The 16,276-nt window shown below is 30.2% G+C and carries 11 protein-coding genes; 6 read left to right on the top strand and 5 right to left on the bottom strand.

Translation table 11 applies throughout. From position 1 onward, the window contains the following. The first annotated feature begins 378 nt into the window (after window positions 1–378). The 6 genes from N4A57_RS17610 (at window position 379) to N4A57_RS17585 (ending at window position 8,079) form a co-directional block, all read left to right on the top strand. Window positions 379–1,254 carry a hypothetical protein gene (locus N4A57_RS17610; RefSeq protein WP_293659398.1) on the top strand — a complete coding sequence of 292 codons (876 nt, stop codon included), beginning with the start codon at window positions 379–381 and terminating at the stop codon, window positions 1,252–1,254. 205 nt (window positions 1,255–1,459) lie between these two features. Continuing rightward, the gene (locus N4A57_RS17605; protein WP_293659397.1) at window positions 1,460–2,134 is read left to right on the top strand and encodes a Crp/Fnr family transcriptional regulator; all 675 of its coding nucleotides are present in this window, start codon (window positions 1,460–1,462) and stop codon (window positions 2,132–2,134) included. Window positions 2,135–2,252: 118 nt separating this feature from the next. Next, window positions 2,253–3,596, top strand: coding sequence for a M20 family metallopeptidase (locus tag N4A57_RS17600; RefSeq protein ID WP_293659396.1), 1,344 nt, complete (start codon window positions 2,253–2,255; stop codon window positions 3,594–3,596). 85 nt (window positions 3,597–3,681) lie between these two features. Next, window positions 3,682–5,196, top strand: a complete 1,515-nt coding sequence (locus N4A57_RS17595; protein WP_293659395.1) for a YfcC family protein — start codon at window positions 3,682–3,684, stop codon at window positions 5,194–5,196. A 91-nt stretch (window positions 5,197–5,287) separates the two neighbouring features. Further along, a complete protein-coding gene (pepT, locus tag N4A57_RS17590) occupies window positions 5,288–6,508 on the top strand; it encodes a peptidase T (protein WP_293659394.1) in 1,221 nt (406 codons plus the stop codon). A 212-nt stretch (window positions 6,509–6,720) separates the two neighbouring features. After that, entirely contained in the window at window positions 6,721–8,079 is a 1,359-nt protein-coding gene (locus N4A57_RS17585) for a YjiH family protein (RefSeq protein ID WP_293659393.1), read from the top strand. Window positions 8,080–8,129: 50 nt separating this feature from the next. Here N4A57_RS17585 and pelG read toward each other — a convergent pair whose 3' ends face one another. The 5 genes from pelG to N4A57_RS17560 form a co-directional block, all read right to left on the bottom strand. Continuing rightward, window positions 8,130–9,575 (bottom strand): exopolysaccharide Pel transporter PelG, encoded by a 1,446-nt coding sequence (gene pelG, locus N4A57_RS17580; RefSeq protein ID WP_293659392.1) that lies wholly within the window; start codon window positions 9,573–9,575, stop codon window positions 8,130–8,132. A 4-nt stretch (window positions 9,576–9,579) separates the two neighbouring features. Beyond that, a complete protein-coding gene (pelF, locus tag N4A57_RS17575) occupies window positions 9,580–10,986 on the bottom strand; it encodes a GT4 family glycosyltransferase PelF (protein ID WP_293659391.1) in 1,407 nt (468 codons plus the stop codon). Between the two features lie 2 nt (window positions 10,987–10,988). Beyond that, on the bottom strand, window positions 10,989–12,803 hold the full coding sequence (locus tag N4A57_RS17570; RefSeq protein ID WP_293659390.1) for a DUF2194 domain-containing protein: 1,815 nt from the start codon (window positions 12,801–12,803) through the stop codon (window positions 10,989–10,991). Continuing rightward, on the bottom strand, window positions 12,796–13,695 hold the full coding sequence (locus N4A57_RS17565; protein WP_293659389.1) for a hypothetical protein: 900 nt from the start codon (window positions 13,693–13,695) through the stop codon (window positions 12,796–12,798). Before N4A57_RS17565 ends, N4A57_RS17570 begins: the two co-directional genes overlap by 8 nt. A gap of 245 nt (window positions 13,696–13,940) precedes the next feature. Further along, window positions 13,941–16,124, bottom strand: coding sequence for an NAD-dependent epimerase/dehydratase family protein (locus N4A57_RS17560; protein ID WP_293659388.1), 2,184 nt, complete (start codon window positions 16,122–16,124; stop codon window positions 13,941–13,943). Window positions 16,125–16,276 lie beyond the last annotated feature (152 nt).

Genomic DNA, 16,276 nt, shown 5'->3' with positions numbered 1-16,276 from the left:
CACATGAACCTATATACGAAGATTCACACTTTCGCTTGTGACAAGGACTTGGGTGGAAAAGATTTTCAATAGTTTCCTGAAATAGGCTCACATAAAGCAAGTTTATACACCAGAAATCTATAGATTTCTTGGTTTTAACGAAAGACGGCTAACCTAATCCAACAAACCCTTTAATTACCAAAAACATTTTTGTATAAAATTAATTTATTGCTACAAAATCTAGATTCATATGCCTAACTATAAATAATTATGATATTTATCTCCTCTCAAGACCATATACGTTATATAATATAATCAGGTCCATTTTCCTAATAGTTAAAATATCTTTTGCTTTTTAGGAATAATTTTAAGTATACTGTCATCTAGAGGAGTGTTCTTATGGGAAAGAAAAAAAAATTAAGTTTAACATTATTATTAATATTATGTTTGTGTGCAAATGGTGTTTTAGTTTATATGCTTTATAATATATTGGTAGACTCTGAAATTATAGCCCATAGTCCTAGTGTGGAAGAACAGGCAGAAAGTTTCATATCTCAATATTTTGACTATATAAACAATAAGGAATACAAGAAGGCTTATGAACTTTTTAGCAAGGAATATAGGAATCATGTTACTTTAGAAGATTATACTTTAGCTAAAAATTTAGAAAGTAAAATCTACTCTAACTATACATTAGTAGATTGTGATCTAGACTCAAAGACAGAGCCCTATGTGGATGAAGAAAAGGATGTGCTTTATGACAGGATTCTTTTCTTTAAAATAAAAAACACCTGTGACTTTTCTCTTAATAAAGAAATAAAAAAGAATGAAGTTCCTATGGATTTAGTAATGGAAGAAGATAAATTTTATATTTATCCTAAAGAATATAATATAAAAGAAGAAATAGCCTATTATTATAGCCTCTTAGGCTCTAAAGAATTGAATCTAAAAAACTATAATAAATCATTGGAATATACCCTTATGGGTTTAGAATATGATTCTAAATCATCTTCCTTGTATTTCGTAAAAGGACAAGCTGAATATATGCTAAATAAATATTTTGATTCCATAGAATCTATGGGTATGGCTATACCATATTTGAACAAGAAGGAAAATATTGCCTATGCCTATGCCATAGTAGCTGGCTCTTATGCCAGTATAGGAGATTTTAAAAGTGGAAAAGAATTCATAGATGCAGCAATGAAATTAAACCCCAAAGACGATTTCATCGTAAAAACAAAAGATTCAATAGATTCTATTTTGAATAAAAACTAGTGAGAATCCTATACTCTCACTAGTTTTTCATTGAAAAATAATTTACTAATATAGATTTATTTATTATGAACTTGCTTTATGTGAGTCTATGAGGATAAATCGTATCCTCTTGAAAGAATATTATGGCAATGATAAAATATATGATGAATTTATTTTATCAATAACTTTCCAATTATGAAAATGCCCCAGTTAAGGAGAACTATTTATGTATAAAAAAATATTTGACCAGGTTATCCAGAAAAAAATGGATACCTTTTTTATAAATAATTTAGCAGCCTATGGTAAAGTTGAAACTTTTAGCAAAGGCCAGATTATTAACCCTAGCCATCCTGATAATATTTATATAGTCCTTGAAGGCGAGCTCAATCATGCCATGTATTCTAAAAATGGTGACGAAATATTTTTCTACAGGATAATTGAAGGAAATATATTCGGAGAAATTGACTTTTTTGATGAAAATAGGGCCTTTGTTGTGAATAAGGCTTTAACAAAAGGGAAAGTATCTGTGGTTAGTAGAGAAATAGTAGAATCTAAATTAAAAGAACATCCTGAAATGTACAATTATTTTTTAACTAGTATAATAAAAAAGTACAGAATGATTATGCTAGAATTGTCTAATTTGCAATTTAATGATTCCCTTGGAAAATTGGCAGATTTCTTTGTAAGGCTATATTATACGGAAAATATAAACTCTAATAATAATATAAGTATTATATTTACCCATGAGGAAATCGCCCACAGGATAGGCCTTAATAGAATCACCGTTACTAATGGAATACGATTATTTAAAGATAAAAATCTTATAGATATTAGGGATAGGAAAATAATAATTAAAGATATTAATGGTCTAAAGAAACTTACTAATATACCTATAGAATAATCAGAATACTATTCTGATTATTTTTTCATTTAGACATATTTGTAGTTTATACTACAGATTTTTATTTATTTTTCATATAAAATTTATGTGTAAATAAATACTTAAAAGAGGGTTGATTATGAAAATATTAAAAGAAAAAATGGAACTTAATTTTGATGAATTCCTTGAAGACCTTCAAGGATTAATTAGAATCCCTAGCGTTTATGAGGATGATGACAGTTCTTATCCCTTTGGTAAGAATATAGATATGTCCTTAAAAGAAATTTTAGCCATAGCTGATAAATTAGGTTTTAGCACCTATTATGACCCTAATGGTTATTATGGTTATGCAGACTATGGAGATGGTGATGAAATGATTGGTATTTTAGGCCATCTAGATGTGGTTCCAGCTGGAGATTTAAAAAAATGGAACACAGAACCTTTTGATCCTGTAATTAAGGAAGGTAAACTATTCGGTAGGGGAACTCAAGATGATAAGGGGCCTACCCTATGTGCCATGTATGCTCTTAAAGCTTTAATTGACAGTAACATCACAATCAATAAGAAAATTCGATTTATATATGGAACTGACGAAGAAAACCTTTGGAGAGGTATTAATGAATATAATAAAAAAGAAAAGACTCCTGACTATGGATTCACTCCTGATTCAAATTTCCCATTGACCTATGCAGAAAAGGGACTTTTACAGGTAAACTTAATTACAAAAAATGAAACTTCTATTCGTCTAGAGGGAGGAGATGCATATAACTCAGTTCCTTCAAAAATTTCCTATAAAACTAAAGATTCAGATTCTTTAGCAAAATGTCTAGGAGAATTAAATTTTGATCATAAAAAAGATGAAGATAAGGTAACTGTTGTTGGAAAGAGCGTCCATGCTAAGGATTCTGAAAAGGGTATTAATGCCATATGCAGGCTTTTAATTGGTATGAATAAAATGGGATTAAAATCAAAAGCCATTGATTTCATAGTTGACAATATTTCAGAAGATGCCTTTGCCACTAAGATCTTTGGTGAATGTAGGGATGAAGCATCTGGAAATTTAAAATTTAATGTTGGAAAAATAAATATTGATGAAGATAATGAGACTTTAGGCATTGATATGAGAATTCCTGTAAGTGTGGATAAAGAATTCGTTTTAACTAAATTAAGTGAAGTTGCTCAAAATTATGGTTTTACCATTGAAGAAAACGATTATTTAAGGTCCATATACACTCCCCTAGATTCTGAAATCATAACTAAGCTAATGGAAGCTTATGTGGAGGTTACAGGAGATACAAAGAACTTACCCCGTTCATCTGGTGGAGCAACCTATGCTAGAGCCATGGATAATTGTGTAGCTTTTGGAGCAACATTTCCTTCATCTAAGGAGACTGAACATCAACCAAATGAATATATAGTATTGGATGAAATGAAAAAGGCTATGGAAGTCTATTCATGTGCAATATTAAAGTTATTAAAATAGAATCTAATGGAATGGGGGCAGATAGAATTATAGATAAAAAATTAATGGCATAATTTTAGGATTAATTACATATTGGAGGTATATTATGACAACTGAAGTAAAAAAGAAGAAAAGAAGTTTTCCCACGGCTTATACTGTACTTTTTATAGTTTTAATTTTTGCATCAATCTTAACTTATACAGTTCCAGCCGGATCCTATGCAAAACTTGTATATGATGATGGTTCACAAATGTTTGTAGTAACATCACCAGACGGATCTACTAAAGAATATCCAGGTGCACAAGCTAGTTTGGATGAACTTGGAGTTAAGGTAGATATTAATAAATTTACTGATGGAAGTATTTATAAAGCAGTTGCTATCCCTGGTACTTATGAAGAACTAGAAAGTAAGCCTCAAGGACCATTTGAAATTATTAAAGCACCAATTCAAGGTCTTTATGACACAGTTGATATTATTATGTTCGTATTTATTATAGGTGGTATAATAGGTGTCCTAAATAGTAGTGGTGCCTTTGATGCTGGATTTGCAAGTCTTTCACGTGCAACAAAGGGCAGAGAGTACTTACTTATTGTAATCGTTACTTTCCTAATCTCTTTAGGTGGAACTACTTTTGGTCTTGCAGAAGAAACTATAGCCCTATATCCAATCCTTGTTCCAGTTTTCATGATTGCAGGATATGATGCCATCGTATGTATAGCAGCCCTATATATGGGATCATCTATTGGTACCATGTTCTCAACAGTTAATCCATTCTCTTCTGTAATGGGATCTAACGCTGCAGGAATATCATTTATGGATGGTATGTGGTTTAGAGGTACAGGTCTTGTACTTGCTACTATTATAACAATTGTATATATTATTAGATATGCTGAAAAGATAAAGAAAAATCCTTCTGCTTCACTTATTTATGATCAAAAGGCTGAAATAGAAGCGAAATTCGTACATGTAAATAGAGAAATTCCAGAGTTTACTTTAAGACGTAAACTTATGCTTTTAATATTCTCCCTTGCTTTTGTTGTAATGATTTGGGGAGTTTCTACTCAAGATTGGTGGTTCATGGAAATGACTACTTTATTCCTTGCAGTGGGAATAGGTATTTGTGCAGTTTCAGGAATGGGTGAAAAGAAGTCCGTTGAAAACTTCGTTGCAGGATCTGCTGATCTTGTGGGAGTTGCATTGACAATTGGTGTTGCCCGTGCAGTAAACCTAATCATGGATAATGGTTTAATTTCTGACACAATTCTTTATGGTGCAACTAATATTGTTTCTGGAATGAATGGTGGTATATTTGCCATATTAATGTTATTGATATTCTGTGTATTAGGATTCTTCATTCCATCCTCATCAGGATTGGCCGTATTGTCAATGCCTATTATGGCACCTCTTGCTGATACAGTTGGATTACCAAGGGACGTTATAGTTAGTGCATATCAATATGGACAAGGTTTAATGGCATTTATTACACCAACAGGTCTTATATTAGTTACACTTTCAATGGTAGATGTAACATATGACAAATGGTTAAAGTTCATTATGCCTCTAATGGGTATAATTGCAGGATTCTCAGCAGTTATGCTATTAGTTCAAGCATTAGTTTAAAGAATACAAAGAGGTTATCATCATATAGAAATTATTTCTACTATGAGATAACCTCATTTATATATATGAATCAATGAGGAGGCTAGTAGCAATGGAAAGAGCTTATGAAAAATTTCTTCGATATTCAGTAGTTAACACAAAATCAGATGATAATTCAGAAAGCATACCAAGTACTAAAAGTCAATTTGATTTGGCAAATATATTGGTAGATGAGTTAAAGTCCATAGGAATAGAAGATGCCCATGTGGATGATAATTGTTATGTTATGGGAACTCTAAAGGGAAATGTGGAGAATAAACCTGTTATTGGTTTAATCGCCCATCTTGATACAAGTCCTGATTTTTCTGGTAAGAATGTTAAGCCTAATATAATTGAAGATTATGATGGTAATGATATAGTTTTAAATGAGGAACTAGATATTGTTATGAAGGTATCAGATTTTCCTTATCTAAAAGATTATGAGGGACAAACTCTTATTACTACAGATGGAACCACATTGCTTGGAGCTGATAACAAAGCTGGAATAGCAGAAATAATCACTGTAATAGAATATCTTATTAATAACCCTGAAATTAAACGTGGAGATATTAAAATCGCATTTACTCCAGATGAAGAAATTGGCAGAGGTGCAGATAAGTTTGATGTGGATAAATTTGGAGCTGACTTTGCCTATACTATAGATGGAGGCTTTATTGGAGAAATTGAATATGAAAACTTCAATGCAGCTTCTGCTTCTATTAAAGTCCATGGTGTTAATATACATCCTGGTTCAGCAAAGTTAAAGATGAAAAATTCCATATTAATAGGTATGGAATTAAATAGACTCCTTCCAGAGTTTCAAGTTCCCCAATATACAGAAGGATACGAAGGCTTTTTCCTCCTTGATGAATTTACAGGAACCGTTGAATTGACCAAAATGGAATACATAATCAGAGATCATGATATGGAAAAGTTCCTTAGTAAAAAAGTTTTAATTGAGAAGGCCTGCCAATTTATAAATGATAAATATGGTCCTGGTACAGTTGAACTTGTCCTAACAGACTCATATTTTAACATGAAAGAAAAAATAGTGCCCGTAATTCATATAGTTGATTCCGTAGTAAAGGCTATGGCAACTGTAGGTGTAAAACCTATTATTAAACCTATAAGAGGGGGTACTGACGGAGCAAGATTATCTTATATGGGACTTCCAACTCCTAATATATTCACAGGTGGTTTTAACTTCCATGGTAAATTTGAAACCCTATGTGTAGAACATATGGATAAGGCCGTAGAAACTATAGTAGAAGTTATAAAATCCTATGGAAAATAAATAATAGTCTACCCAAAATAACCAGGAAAAACTCCTGGTTATTTATATATGCATTTATCATGGGGGAACTGGCTTTATTTTGCTCTATTACTTATACACATTACTGAATTTCCATATTTTTTTTACTTTTTTTGTATAAAAACTATTGGCTTTTTTATATTTATGCATTATAATGAATAAAGTCTCGCATAATAATTGAAAGGAGCTTTAACATGGATAAATCACTAAATAATCAAGAATCATCTAATGGTTTATTAAAATTTATCATCCCGTCCTTAATAGGAATATTACTTTTTATGACTCCTATTTCATATAATGGAAATATTACAATTCCCATAGCCATATTATCAGGATTTGTACATACTTCCTTAGGGTCCCTATTACCGGGAATAACTACCACATTAATAAGTATTACATTAATTGGTACTCTAGGAGCTAAAATATTAAAGCCAAAGGCTATAGAAGACAATGAGTTTTTAAACACACTCTTTAATGTATCTCCCCTATGGTTTATTGCAAGAATACTAGGTGCAGTATTTGCCCTATGTACTTTATTCCAAGTAGGTCCACAGTGGATTTGGTCAGGTGATACGGGAGGACTTTTATTAAACGACTTATTACCTGTATTATTTGCCGTTTTCCTATTTGCAGGTTTATTTTTACCCTTATTATTAAATTTTGGGTTGCTTGAATTTTTCGGTTGCCTATTGACTAAAATAATGCGTCCCATATTCACATTACCAGGGCGTTCATCCATAGATTGTATTGCATCATGGCTAGGAGATGGAACTGTAGGTGTCCTTCTTACAAGTAAGCAATATGAAGAAGGTTACTATACTCAAAGGGAAGCAGCTGTTATAGGAACTACATTTTCTGCCGTTTCCATCACATTTAGTTTAGTAGTTATTGCTCAAGTAAATCTTCAGCATTTATTTGTTCCCTATTATTTAACAATATTATTAGCAGGTGTAACTGCCGCAATAATTATACCACGTATACCACCCCTATCTAGAAAACCAGATACTTACTTTGGTGGTACAAAAAACAATGATACAGAATCAATTCCAAAGGGTTATACAAGTTTCACTTGGGGTCTTAAAAATGCTACCCAAAGGGCTTCTAAGAATGTTGATCCAACAGAATTTTTCAATTCTGGAATCAAAAATGTATTAGACTTGTGGTTAGGAGTAACCCCAGTAGTTATGGCTATGGGTACGTTGGCCCTTATATTTGCCACATATACACCTTTATTTACTTGGTTAGGACTTCCATTTATTCCCCTACTAAAGTTACTTCAAGTTCCAGAAGCAGCTGAAGCATCTAAAACTCTAGTAGTTGGCTTTGCAGATATGTTCTTACCATCAGTTATAGCCACTAGTATAAAAAGTGATATGACTAGATTTATAGTTGCATGTGTATCAGTTACCCAATTAATATACATGTCTGAAGTTGGAGGTCTTTTATTAGGATCAAAGATACCTGTTTCACTAAAGGATTTGATTATAATATTCATAGAACGTACCCTTATCACTCTACCTGTTATTGTTTTAATGGCACATATTATCTTTTAGATAATTTAAAAATATAATAATCTGTAAAAAATAGAAGTAGTTATCTGCTTCTATTTTTCATTTATATGTCCAAAGAATTTAAGTATTTTATAAAATACACCTCTTCTTTCCTTATACATGATTGGCTGAGAGCAGAAAGTGTAGTAGTTTATATTATCTAAAAAATATTCAAGCCTCAATAAACTTATTATTAAACTCATAAAGGCAGATAAGAAAAATCCTAGTCCATAAAAGTTTTCACCTAATTTAAGGGACACCGTTGTAAATAAGGTGTTTGTAGTAATGAAAACAATTGAAATTACAAGGGCTCCCATTCTATCTTCAAAGTACAATTGTAGTAATATTATAATTAAAAATACTACATTTCCATAGGCTCCTAGGGCTAATATGTTGAATATATCTATAGATAAATGATTTAATCCTAATCTAGGCAAAAACATATTTCCAAGTATAATTCCCATTAAAGAAAAAAAGATTTGAACCTCCATGAGATTTCTCACTTCTTCCCATAATACCCTTTCCATATTATTTTTCGCCTTTTCTATTTCGGATAAATTGCCACCTGACCTTATTAAAGAATAATATTCTCTATACTTCTTATAAAAGGAAGTTTCAATGGATACTACAAATATTACCATGGCAGGAATTATTGATAAAAATCCATAGAAGGTTGGTACATCATAGGATGGACAGTATTTATATGTATCCACAATAGTTACAGCCATGTGACTATTCCAAAATATAAAATTATGTATATACAAAGATAAAGTATAAAAAAAATTTACAAAAAATAGTTCTGGATATTTATCCATATATGTTAAAAATTCATAATATTTATTGTTGCTACTTTTAAAAAAGCTTTTTATATATACCATTAAAAAGGTTATTATGATAAATATGCCCATATCCATGGCAATCAAGAGTCCTAAAGCAGACTTATAATTGGATCTTTTAAGTAACATATATGAAAGTACAATGGCAATTATGACACCTGTCACATATGATTTAAATATTTTAATATAATCTTTTAAGGCAGTCAAATACACTGTTTCAACCCACATTATGATTAATTGAATATATAATAAATAGGATGCAAGTGCTAGTTTCCAGCCTATAGGAGATCCATATAAAAATATAATACCTATTAATCCTCCTATAACTATACATATACTTATTATTCCGTATAGAGATGGTAATATTTCATCAAACTCTTCTTCATATAGTCTATCTGCCACATATCTAGTTATTACCATGGAAAAACCGCTAGTAATAATTTGAGAAAATATAAAACTATAGACTACCGTTGCCAAAAAAATTTCCCTCTCTAAAAAATCCATATTTAAATATTTAAGTATTATTTGTATTGTTATAATCATGGATGTACACAATATGAAAGGCCCTACCGTCACCAGGGTAGAATATAAATATGCTTTGATTAAGTTAAAAAAGCCCTCCTTATTAAACAACTTCTTTAATTCAAAACCTATTCCGGCCAATCCATCACATCCTAAAACTATTGTATAGGTCCTTATATTCCTTAATAAATTTATGAAAAGTGTATAAATTTACCACTCGATCATATCCATTAGTTCCCATTCTTAACCTTAAATCCTTATTTTTACAAAGTTTAATTATTTCCTTGGATAATCTCTCATAGTTCATAAGGGGTACTACAAATCCAGCCTGTCCATAATGATCTTCTCCATATATGAGTTCCTTACAGCTTCCCACATCTGTAGATACAAAGGGTTTTCTACATGCAAATCCCTCTAATATGGCTAAGGGTTGGCTTTCACTTATACTACTTAAAACTAGTATGTCCATTTTTCCCAAATATTCCTTTATATTTATTCTTCCTGTAAATATAAGATCTTCTAGGTTTAAGTTTTTAACTAGATTTACACATTCCTTATAATACTCCTTATCTTCATCGGTGGGACCCATTATATAAAATTTTGCATTTTTTATTTCCTCTTTTACCATGTAAAAGGCCCTTATCATAGTTTTCACATCTTTAATAGGCACTAGCCTAAGGACTGCTCCAATATTTATGTGTTTATGATTTGTATCTTTCCCAGGTATATGACTAAATTTGCTAACATCTATTCCATTTGGGATAACATGTATTTTTTCCATAGGGCAACCTATTTCAACTTGCATATGTTTATTTTTTTCAGATAAGGATATTACCCTATTTGCCTTGTTGTAGGCACAATGGGATAGGTTATAGAAAAACTTAATCCACATGTCTTTAAAATATCCCTCTATCCAATTGGATTTTATTATTTCTTCCTCCCTTTCCCTAGTATATATGCCATGTTCAGTTAATATAAAAGGAGTATTATAAATATAATTTCCAAGGGCTCCCATAATGCCTCCATACCCTGTTGATACACTATGGTAAATGTGAGCCTTTGGCACATTTCTCTTTATAAGAAAAAATAATGGAATAATCATGGCCCTAACAGCCCAAAAAAAATTATTAAAGGGTATAAGACTATATTTAATATGATAGGCTTCCTTTATTATATTAAATATATCCTTACTCATGAAAAAATCCATTATATTATCCACTTGCCCATCCTGTAAAAAATCAAATAATATATTAAAATCCACATTATTTCCTAATATTAAGGATTTTATATTATCCTTTACTAAATCACTTATTTTAAACTTTTTACCATATACTCCCTTTAAGTTTAAAAACTCATCTAAAAAAATTTCTTCCATAGAAACCACATTAGAAGGTATCTCATATTTATATGTGCCCCTACTTTTACTTTCAGCTCCAATGGCATATATTATAAATTCATGTTCCTTCATATTTTCTATTAGGGATTGGGTCCAGGTGGATACACCTCCTGCCACATGGGGATAGGACCCCTCTGCAATGATACAAATTCTCATAATTACTCCTCTTTTTCCATATATATGGTTCCACTACTATCTTCTAGTTGTATAAGATAGACTCCCTCATCAATAGATTGTACTTTACAATTTTTAGATTTTTTCACCCTATTAATAGTTCTAAATATGAAATAAATATGGGGTCTAAAGTTATTACAATAGATTTTTATTTCATTTTCACCATATTCAATATGGGGGGCTGCATCTTCATATTTTATTAAATTTATACCCCCTTGGGATGTGGTATTGGCCCTTAGCCACCCATACTTTTCATAAACTGTCCTTTGAATATATTCAAATTCCTTACTAAGCTCACTCCAACTTTTCCCATCACTTCTATGGGTATCTAATATGTCATCTGGATGTATAAAATGTGAAAATACACCAAATAAATTGATACCGTTATATATGGTCCACAATTCATCATCCCTCTTAGTATATCCATAGGTAAGTCTCGGAAATTCAATTATGCCATCTTCACTTATTTCAAACTCCTGTTCATACACGTCCTTTGTATAGTTATTTAGATATAATCCAGATATTATTTTTAAGTTAGGCATACCCTTTTTAATGGATCTTCTCCCCTCTGGACTTAAGATATTTGAAGGAGGTACATAAGTTCTAAAGTGGTAATTAGGAAATACGGAGTGACCATAGTTTATTACTTCCCTAATGGAAGCTACCATATCCTTTTCACTATGCCAAGGATTATAACCTAGATCTTCTTTTATATAACCCTTTGGTGCTAATGATTGATGGTTATATCCATGTATCCCAATTTCTCCACCATGTTTTAACAACTCTCGTCCATATATTAACAAATAGTTTTTAGCCTTAATATCATCTTGATAAAAGGGTTCTTCTACCCTATCATTATAGGTTTCTATTATGTATGAAGTATATTTTATGTTATATTTTTTTGAAAGTTTTAGCATATGGGCCCACCATATTTCCCTGTAGAATTGGGGAATAGTTCTGGCATAGTCTTCATATATGTGAGGATTTATTCCCTCAGGTATAGGGGAAGGAAAGTCATCTATATGTACTAGCTTAGAATTTATTATGGGGTAAATGAATTCATCTCTACTTAAGCTTATGATTCCAGCCATTAATCCCGTATTTACTTTTTCATTAGTAATGGTTCCATTAAAAACAATAATCTTTCCATTTCCATATGTATTACTCCAAAGTAGGGGCATATTATCATAGGAAGTGGCATACACTCTAGGTTTGTGATTTAACACCACATCTAATGAAGAATTTTCTATAAATTCTTCATTACTTTCAAATCCTTTAGCACCTATTAATAGATTTTCTTTTAGTTTTATTCCCTTCGTATCTATAAGATCATTGTATTCTTCTATTCCAAGGTATTTATATATTTTATTAAGATTTTCTCCATCTAAAGGTCTTTCCATAAAGATGAGAGTTCCTCCATCTTTAGCAAAGTTCATTATGTTCTCAAAATCTTTTATTCTGTCTATATATTCAAGGGCAATGATTATAGTATCATAATGAATATTTCTCATCTCTTCATTAACTTCCATGTGTACTATATGTTTTTTCATATATTTTTTTAAAATATTATTTAAATTATCTTTTATTTTTAAACTTCCTGGCTCCAATTCATCGTATATGATTAAAAACTTTTCCTTATTCACATGGGATGGAATATTGATTTTTATAGGATTAATAATTTTATTTACAACATTTATATTTTTACTTCCTCTACTTATAATATCTAGTCTAGTAACTTGAAATAAGACTGCCATACCAATTAACCCAAACAATATTAATATTATGGTTTTTTTATACATGTTTTGTCCTTTCCATCCAAAATCTCAATATATTTAGTCCCTTAGGAGATAATCTAACAAATGAATTTTTTAATAAATTTATATTTTCATATAGTCCCTTGTAATCTCCTAAATTGTAATATAACTTCATATAGGATAAATATGCACCTTCCTCTAGGGTAAAGTTTTTTAAATATTCTTCACAATAGGCCCTCGCTTCTTGGTAATTTCCCACTTCTATTTCATAATTAATTTTTTCTTCATAATATAGATTTGATTTTTCCTTAGATAATATGATTTTTAACAAATTTAAATATATACTCCTATATTTATAATATGTAAATTGGTCTAATAATCCGCTTTCCATATATTTTTTCACAATTCTAATATATTCTTTCATTATTTCCATAGAATCCTTATTTTTTTCATATTCAATCTCTTTCAACTGTAAATTCTTATCTAACTCACCCTTTATTCTCATTAGAGCAGATGCTGCATAATGGCTCGTTTCTGAATCTTCGTCCTTTAATGCACTTTTTAAAATAGAAACATTTTGAGAATAATCACCCTTTAGAATATTGAGTAGTAATTGTCTTTTTTCCCTATTAGTGTTATATATTAGAGCTTCTTCCATGGATATGGTGTTTATTTTTTGGGATAAGTTTACACCTTCCCCATAAAAAATTTTATTTTTTTCCCTTATATACTCTTTGTAAGAATTTAATATATGGGTTGAATCTTTAATTTGTGTACCTATTAATTTAATTAATATTAAATGACCTATTCCTAATAGAGGAATCATAAAAACTAATATGAATTCATTAATAGCCTTTATTTTTTCTTTTCTTAAAAAGCCATATATTAAATAACATATACTCATACTAATATGGAAAATAATAAATTCATTTAACATTATTACCCCCTTCTATAGATTTCGTAAAACTAAGATTTCTTTATACGGTAACTCGCCTACAAGGGAAAATAGATTGAAAATTTTTGGAACCCTGGAACGTCACAACATCTTATGCTACTCCAACATGAATCATGAACCTATCTACGAAGACTCACACTTTCGCTTGTGACAAGGACTTGGGTGGAAAAATTTTTCAATATTTTCCTGAAATAGGCTCACATAAAGTAAGTTTATACACCAGAAATCTATAATAAGGACACATGAATGCCCCTTTTATTTAGCTTTTCATTTATTATGTCCATATCTTTAACCTTTGCATTAGTTAGTAATAAATAGAGTTTATTGTCCGTTCTAAGGCCTATATAATCATCTGTCCTTATGATAGGTTTTAATTTTTCACTTATTTTTTTATAAGATTCTAGGTTGTTAATTCTTAATAACAAATAATCCATATGAAATTTTTCATACTTTTCTTTAATAGTTCCTAGTACATTTTCAAATTCATGACTTTTTAAAACAAAAGTATCTTCCATGTACTTTTCAGAAAGGATTCTTTCTTCATGAACATGTGCCCTAGAAAGGGAGTCAGATATTAAACTTACTAAAATTTTAAATAAATTTTCATAATATAAGGTTAGTTTTTCAAATTCCACTTTATATATTGCAATTATTCCAAATATTTTCTTTTCATTTAAAAGGGGGGCTGCCATAATAGGAAGATTTTCCTTTAAATTATCATTTATAAATATTTCTTTTTTTTCAATCATATTTTTAATTTCTGTTAGACCACTTAAATCTATAGAGTTAGATATTTTTGAATGGTTTTTCCTTGATTTAGCTTTTAATCTTAAGAACTCTCCCCTAGGACTAATTGTATAAACTGCTACCTCATCCGTTTCCATTATGGTTTCTATGGCACCTATACACCCACTATATACCTTTTCCTTTTCTAGATATTTTAGTTCATCAACAATACTATATATTTTTCCAAAACTATCCTTTGAATTTACTATCTGTTTTTCAAATTCATCCTTTAATTTTCTCGTTTCACCATAAATTTCATATAAAAAAGTATATTTTTCCTTTAAAGCATTTATTTCTAATTCCTTAAAATCTAATGCTCGATTCTTTTTATCAAGGGTATATCCTGTTGTGGTTCCTATTAAAAAATATATACCTATTATTATTAAATGTTTAGGTTCATAAAACAATACGATCATATCTCCACCTACCCTTAAGTATCCAAATACATACAAAATAATAGATAAGAATATGGATATACTAGATTGCTTCTTACCATATAGTATGCCCATGAACCCTATATAAATTATACTTAGGAATGTATATAGATCATTGTTTAATAAACTTGTTCCAATGCCCTTTGAGCACATATAAAATAGTATTGCAAATATTAATATATTTTCACCATAGGGTAGTAGGCTTCTTATTAATCTGTTAAATCTTTTTTTATTTTTCCCTTTAATTTCTTCACTATTATGCTCATGGTTTAATTTGTAATTTTCCCTATACCATCTATAGGTTTTAGACAGGCCCTCTTCTAAGGAATAAATATTTGTCCAGTTAAGATCCTTTTTTGCCCTATTATTATCTAATCTAGAATGAAGAATATCCCCCTTCCTCTTCTCTTCATAGATAATCTCTTCTATAGTTTTAATCTGTTTTAAAGCTTCTAATAAATCATTTAAGCTCTTTTGGGTATTTGTAGATAGATTATACACACCATTAATATGGGATAAGATGGTACTTTTATATATTCCATCAACTATATCTCCCACATATATATAATCCCTCGTTTGCTTCCCATCTCCAAATACAATTAATTTATCTCCCCTCATAAGTTTCTTTAAAAAAATAGAAACTACTCCTCCTTCTCCCTTCGCCCCTTGCCTAGGTCCATATACATTGGAAAATCGAAAGGATATGGTATTGAGTCCATAGATTTCATTCCATTTATTGCAATAATACTCTCCCATTAATTTACTCATTCCATAGGGAGAAATAGGACTGGTTTTACTATTTTCCCTATGGGGTAGTATTTTGTTTTCTCCATATACTGCTGCTGAAGATGCAAAAATAAATTTTTTCACTCCATATTTTACTGATAACTCTAGCAAATTGACTAATCCTAAAATATTCACTTGAGTATCTAATTGGGGATTTTTTAAAGACATGTTCACATCTACTTGGGCTGCCAGGTTAATTACTGCATGAAATTTATTTAATTTAAATATTTCTTCACACTTTTTATCTTCAATACTTAGTTTGTAGAATTTATGCTTCACAGATACATTTTCAGCTTTTCCCGTTGAAAGATTATCTATTATATAGATTTCATGTCCCTCTTTATAAAATCTATCTGCCACATGGGATCCAATAAATCCATAACCGCCAGTAATCAAAACTTTCATTTTATATGCCACCTTTACAAAAGAAGGAAAATTAATTCATATAATTTATTTTGCCCACTTTTCATTAAATGACCTTTCTTTTCTTTCGACATTTTTCTATCTTTTTTTCATTAATTAAATATTCTGCCACAAATATGGCTAAAATTAATTTA

The organism is Anaeromicrobium sp. (assembly GCF_025210435.1).
Classification (GTDB): domain Bacteria; phylum Bacillota; class Clostridia; order Peptostreptococcales; family Thermotaleaceae; genus Anaeromicrobium.
This window is presented reverse-complemented; position numbering and strand designations above follow the sequence as displayed.

Coding starts and splice junctions, on each gene's coding strand:
- N4A57_RS17585 (WP_293659393.1), top strand. CDS start 6,721: ATGGATAAATCACTAAATAATCAAGAATCATCTAATGGTTTATTAAAA.
- N4A57_RS17595 (WP_293659395.1), top strand. CDS start 3,682: ATGACAACTGAAGTAAAAAAGAAGAAAAGAAGTTTTCCCACGGCTTAT.
- N4A57_RS17600 (WP_293659396.1), top strand. CDS start 2,253: ATGAAAATATTAAAAGAAAAAATGGAACTTAATTTTGATGAATTCCTT.
- pelF (WP_293659391.1), bottom strand. CDS start 10,986: ATGAGAATTTGTATCATTGCAGAGGGGTCCTATCCCCATGTGGCAGGA.
- N4A57_RS17570 (WP_293659390.1), bottom strand. CDS start 12,803: ATGTATAAAAAAACCATAATATTAATATTGTTTGGGTTAATTGGTATG.
- N4A57_RS17610 (WP_293659398.1), top strand. CDS start 379: ATGGGAAAGAAAAAAAAATTAAGTTTAACATTATTATTAATATTATGT.
- N4A57_RS17560 (WP_293659388.1), bottom strand. CDS start 16,124: ATGAAAGTTTTGATTACTGGCGGTTATGGATTTATTGGATCCCATGTG.
- N4A57_RS17605 (WP_293659397.1), top strand. CDS start 1,460: ATGTATAAAAAAATATTTGACCAGGTTATCCAGAAAAAAATGGATACC.
- pepT (WP_293659394.1), top strand. CDS start 5,288: ATGGAAAGAGCTTATGAAAAATTTCTTCGATATTCAGTAGTTAACACA.
- N4A57_RS17565 (WP_293659389.1), bottom strand. CDS start 13,695: ATGTTAAATGAATTTATTATTTTCCATATTAGTATGAGTATATGTTAT.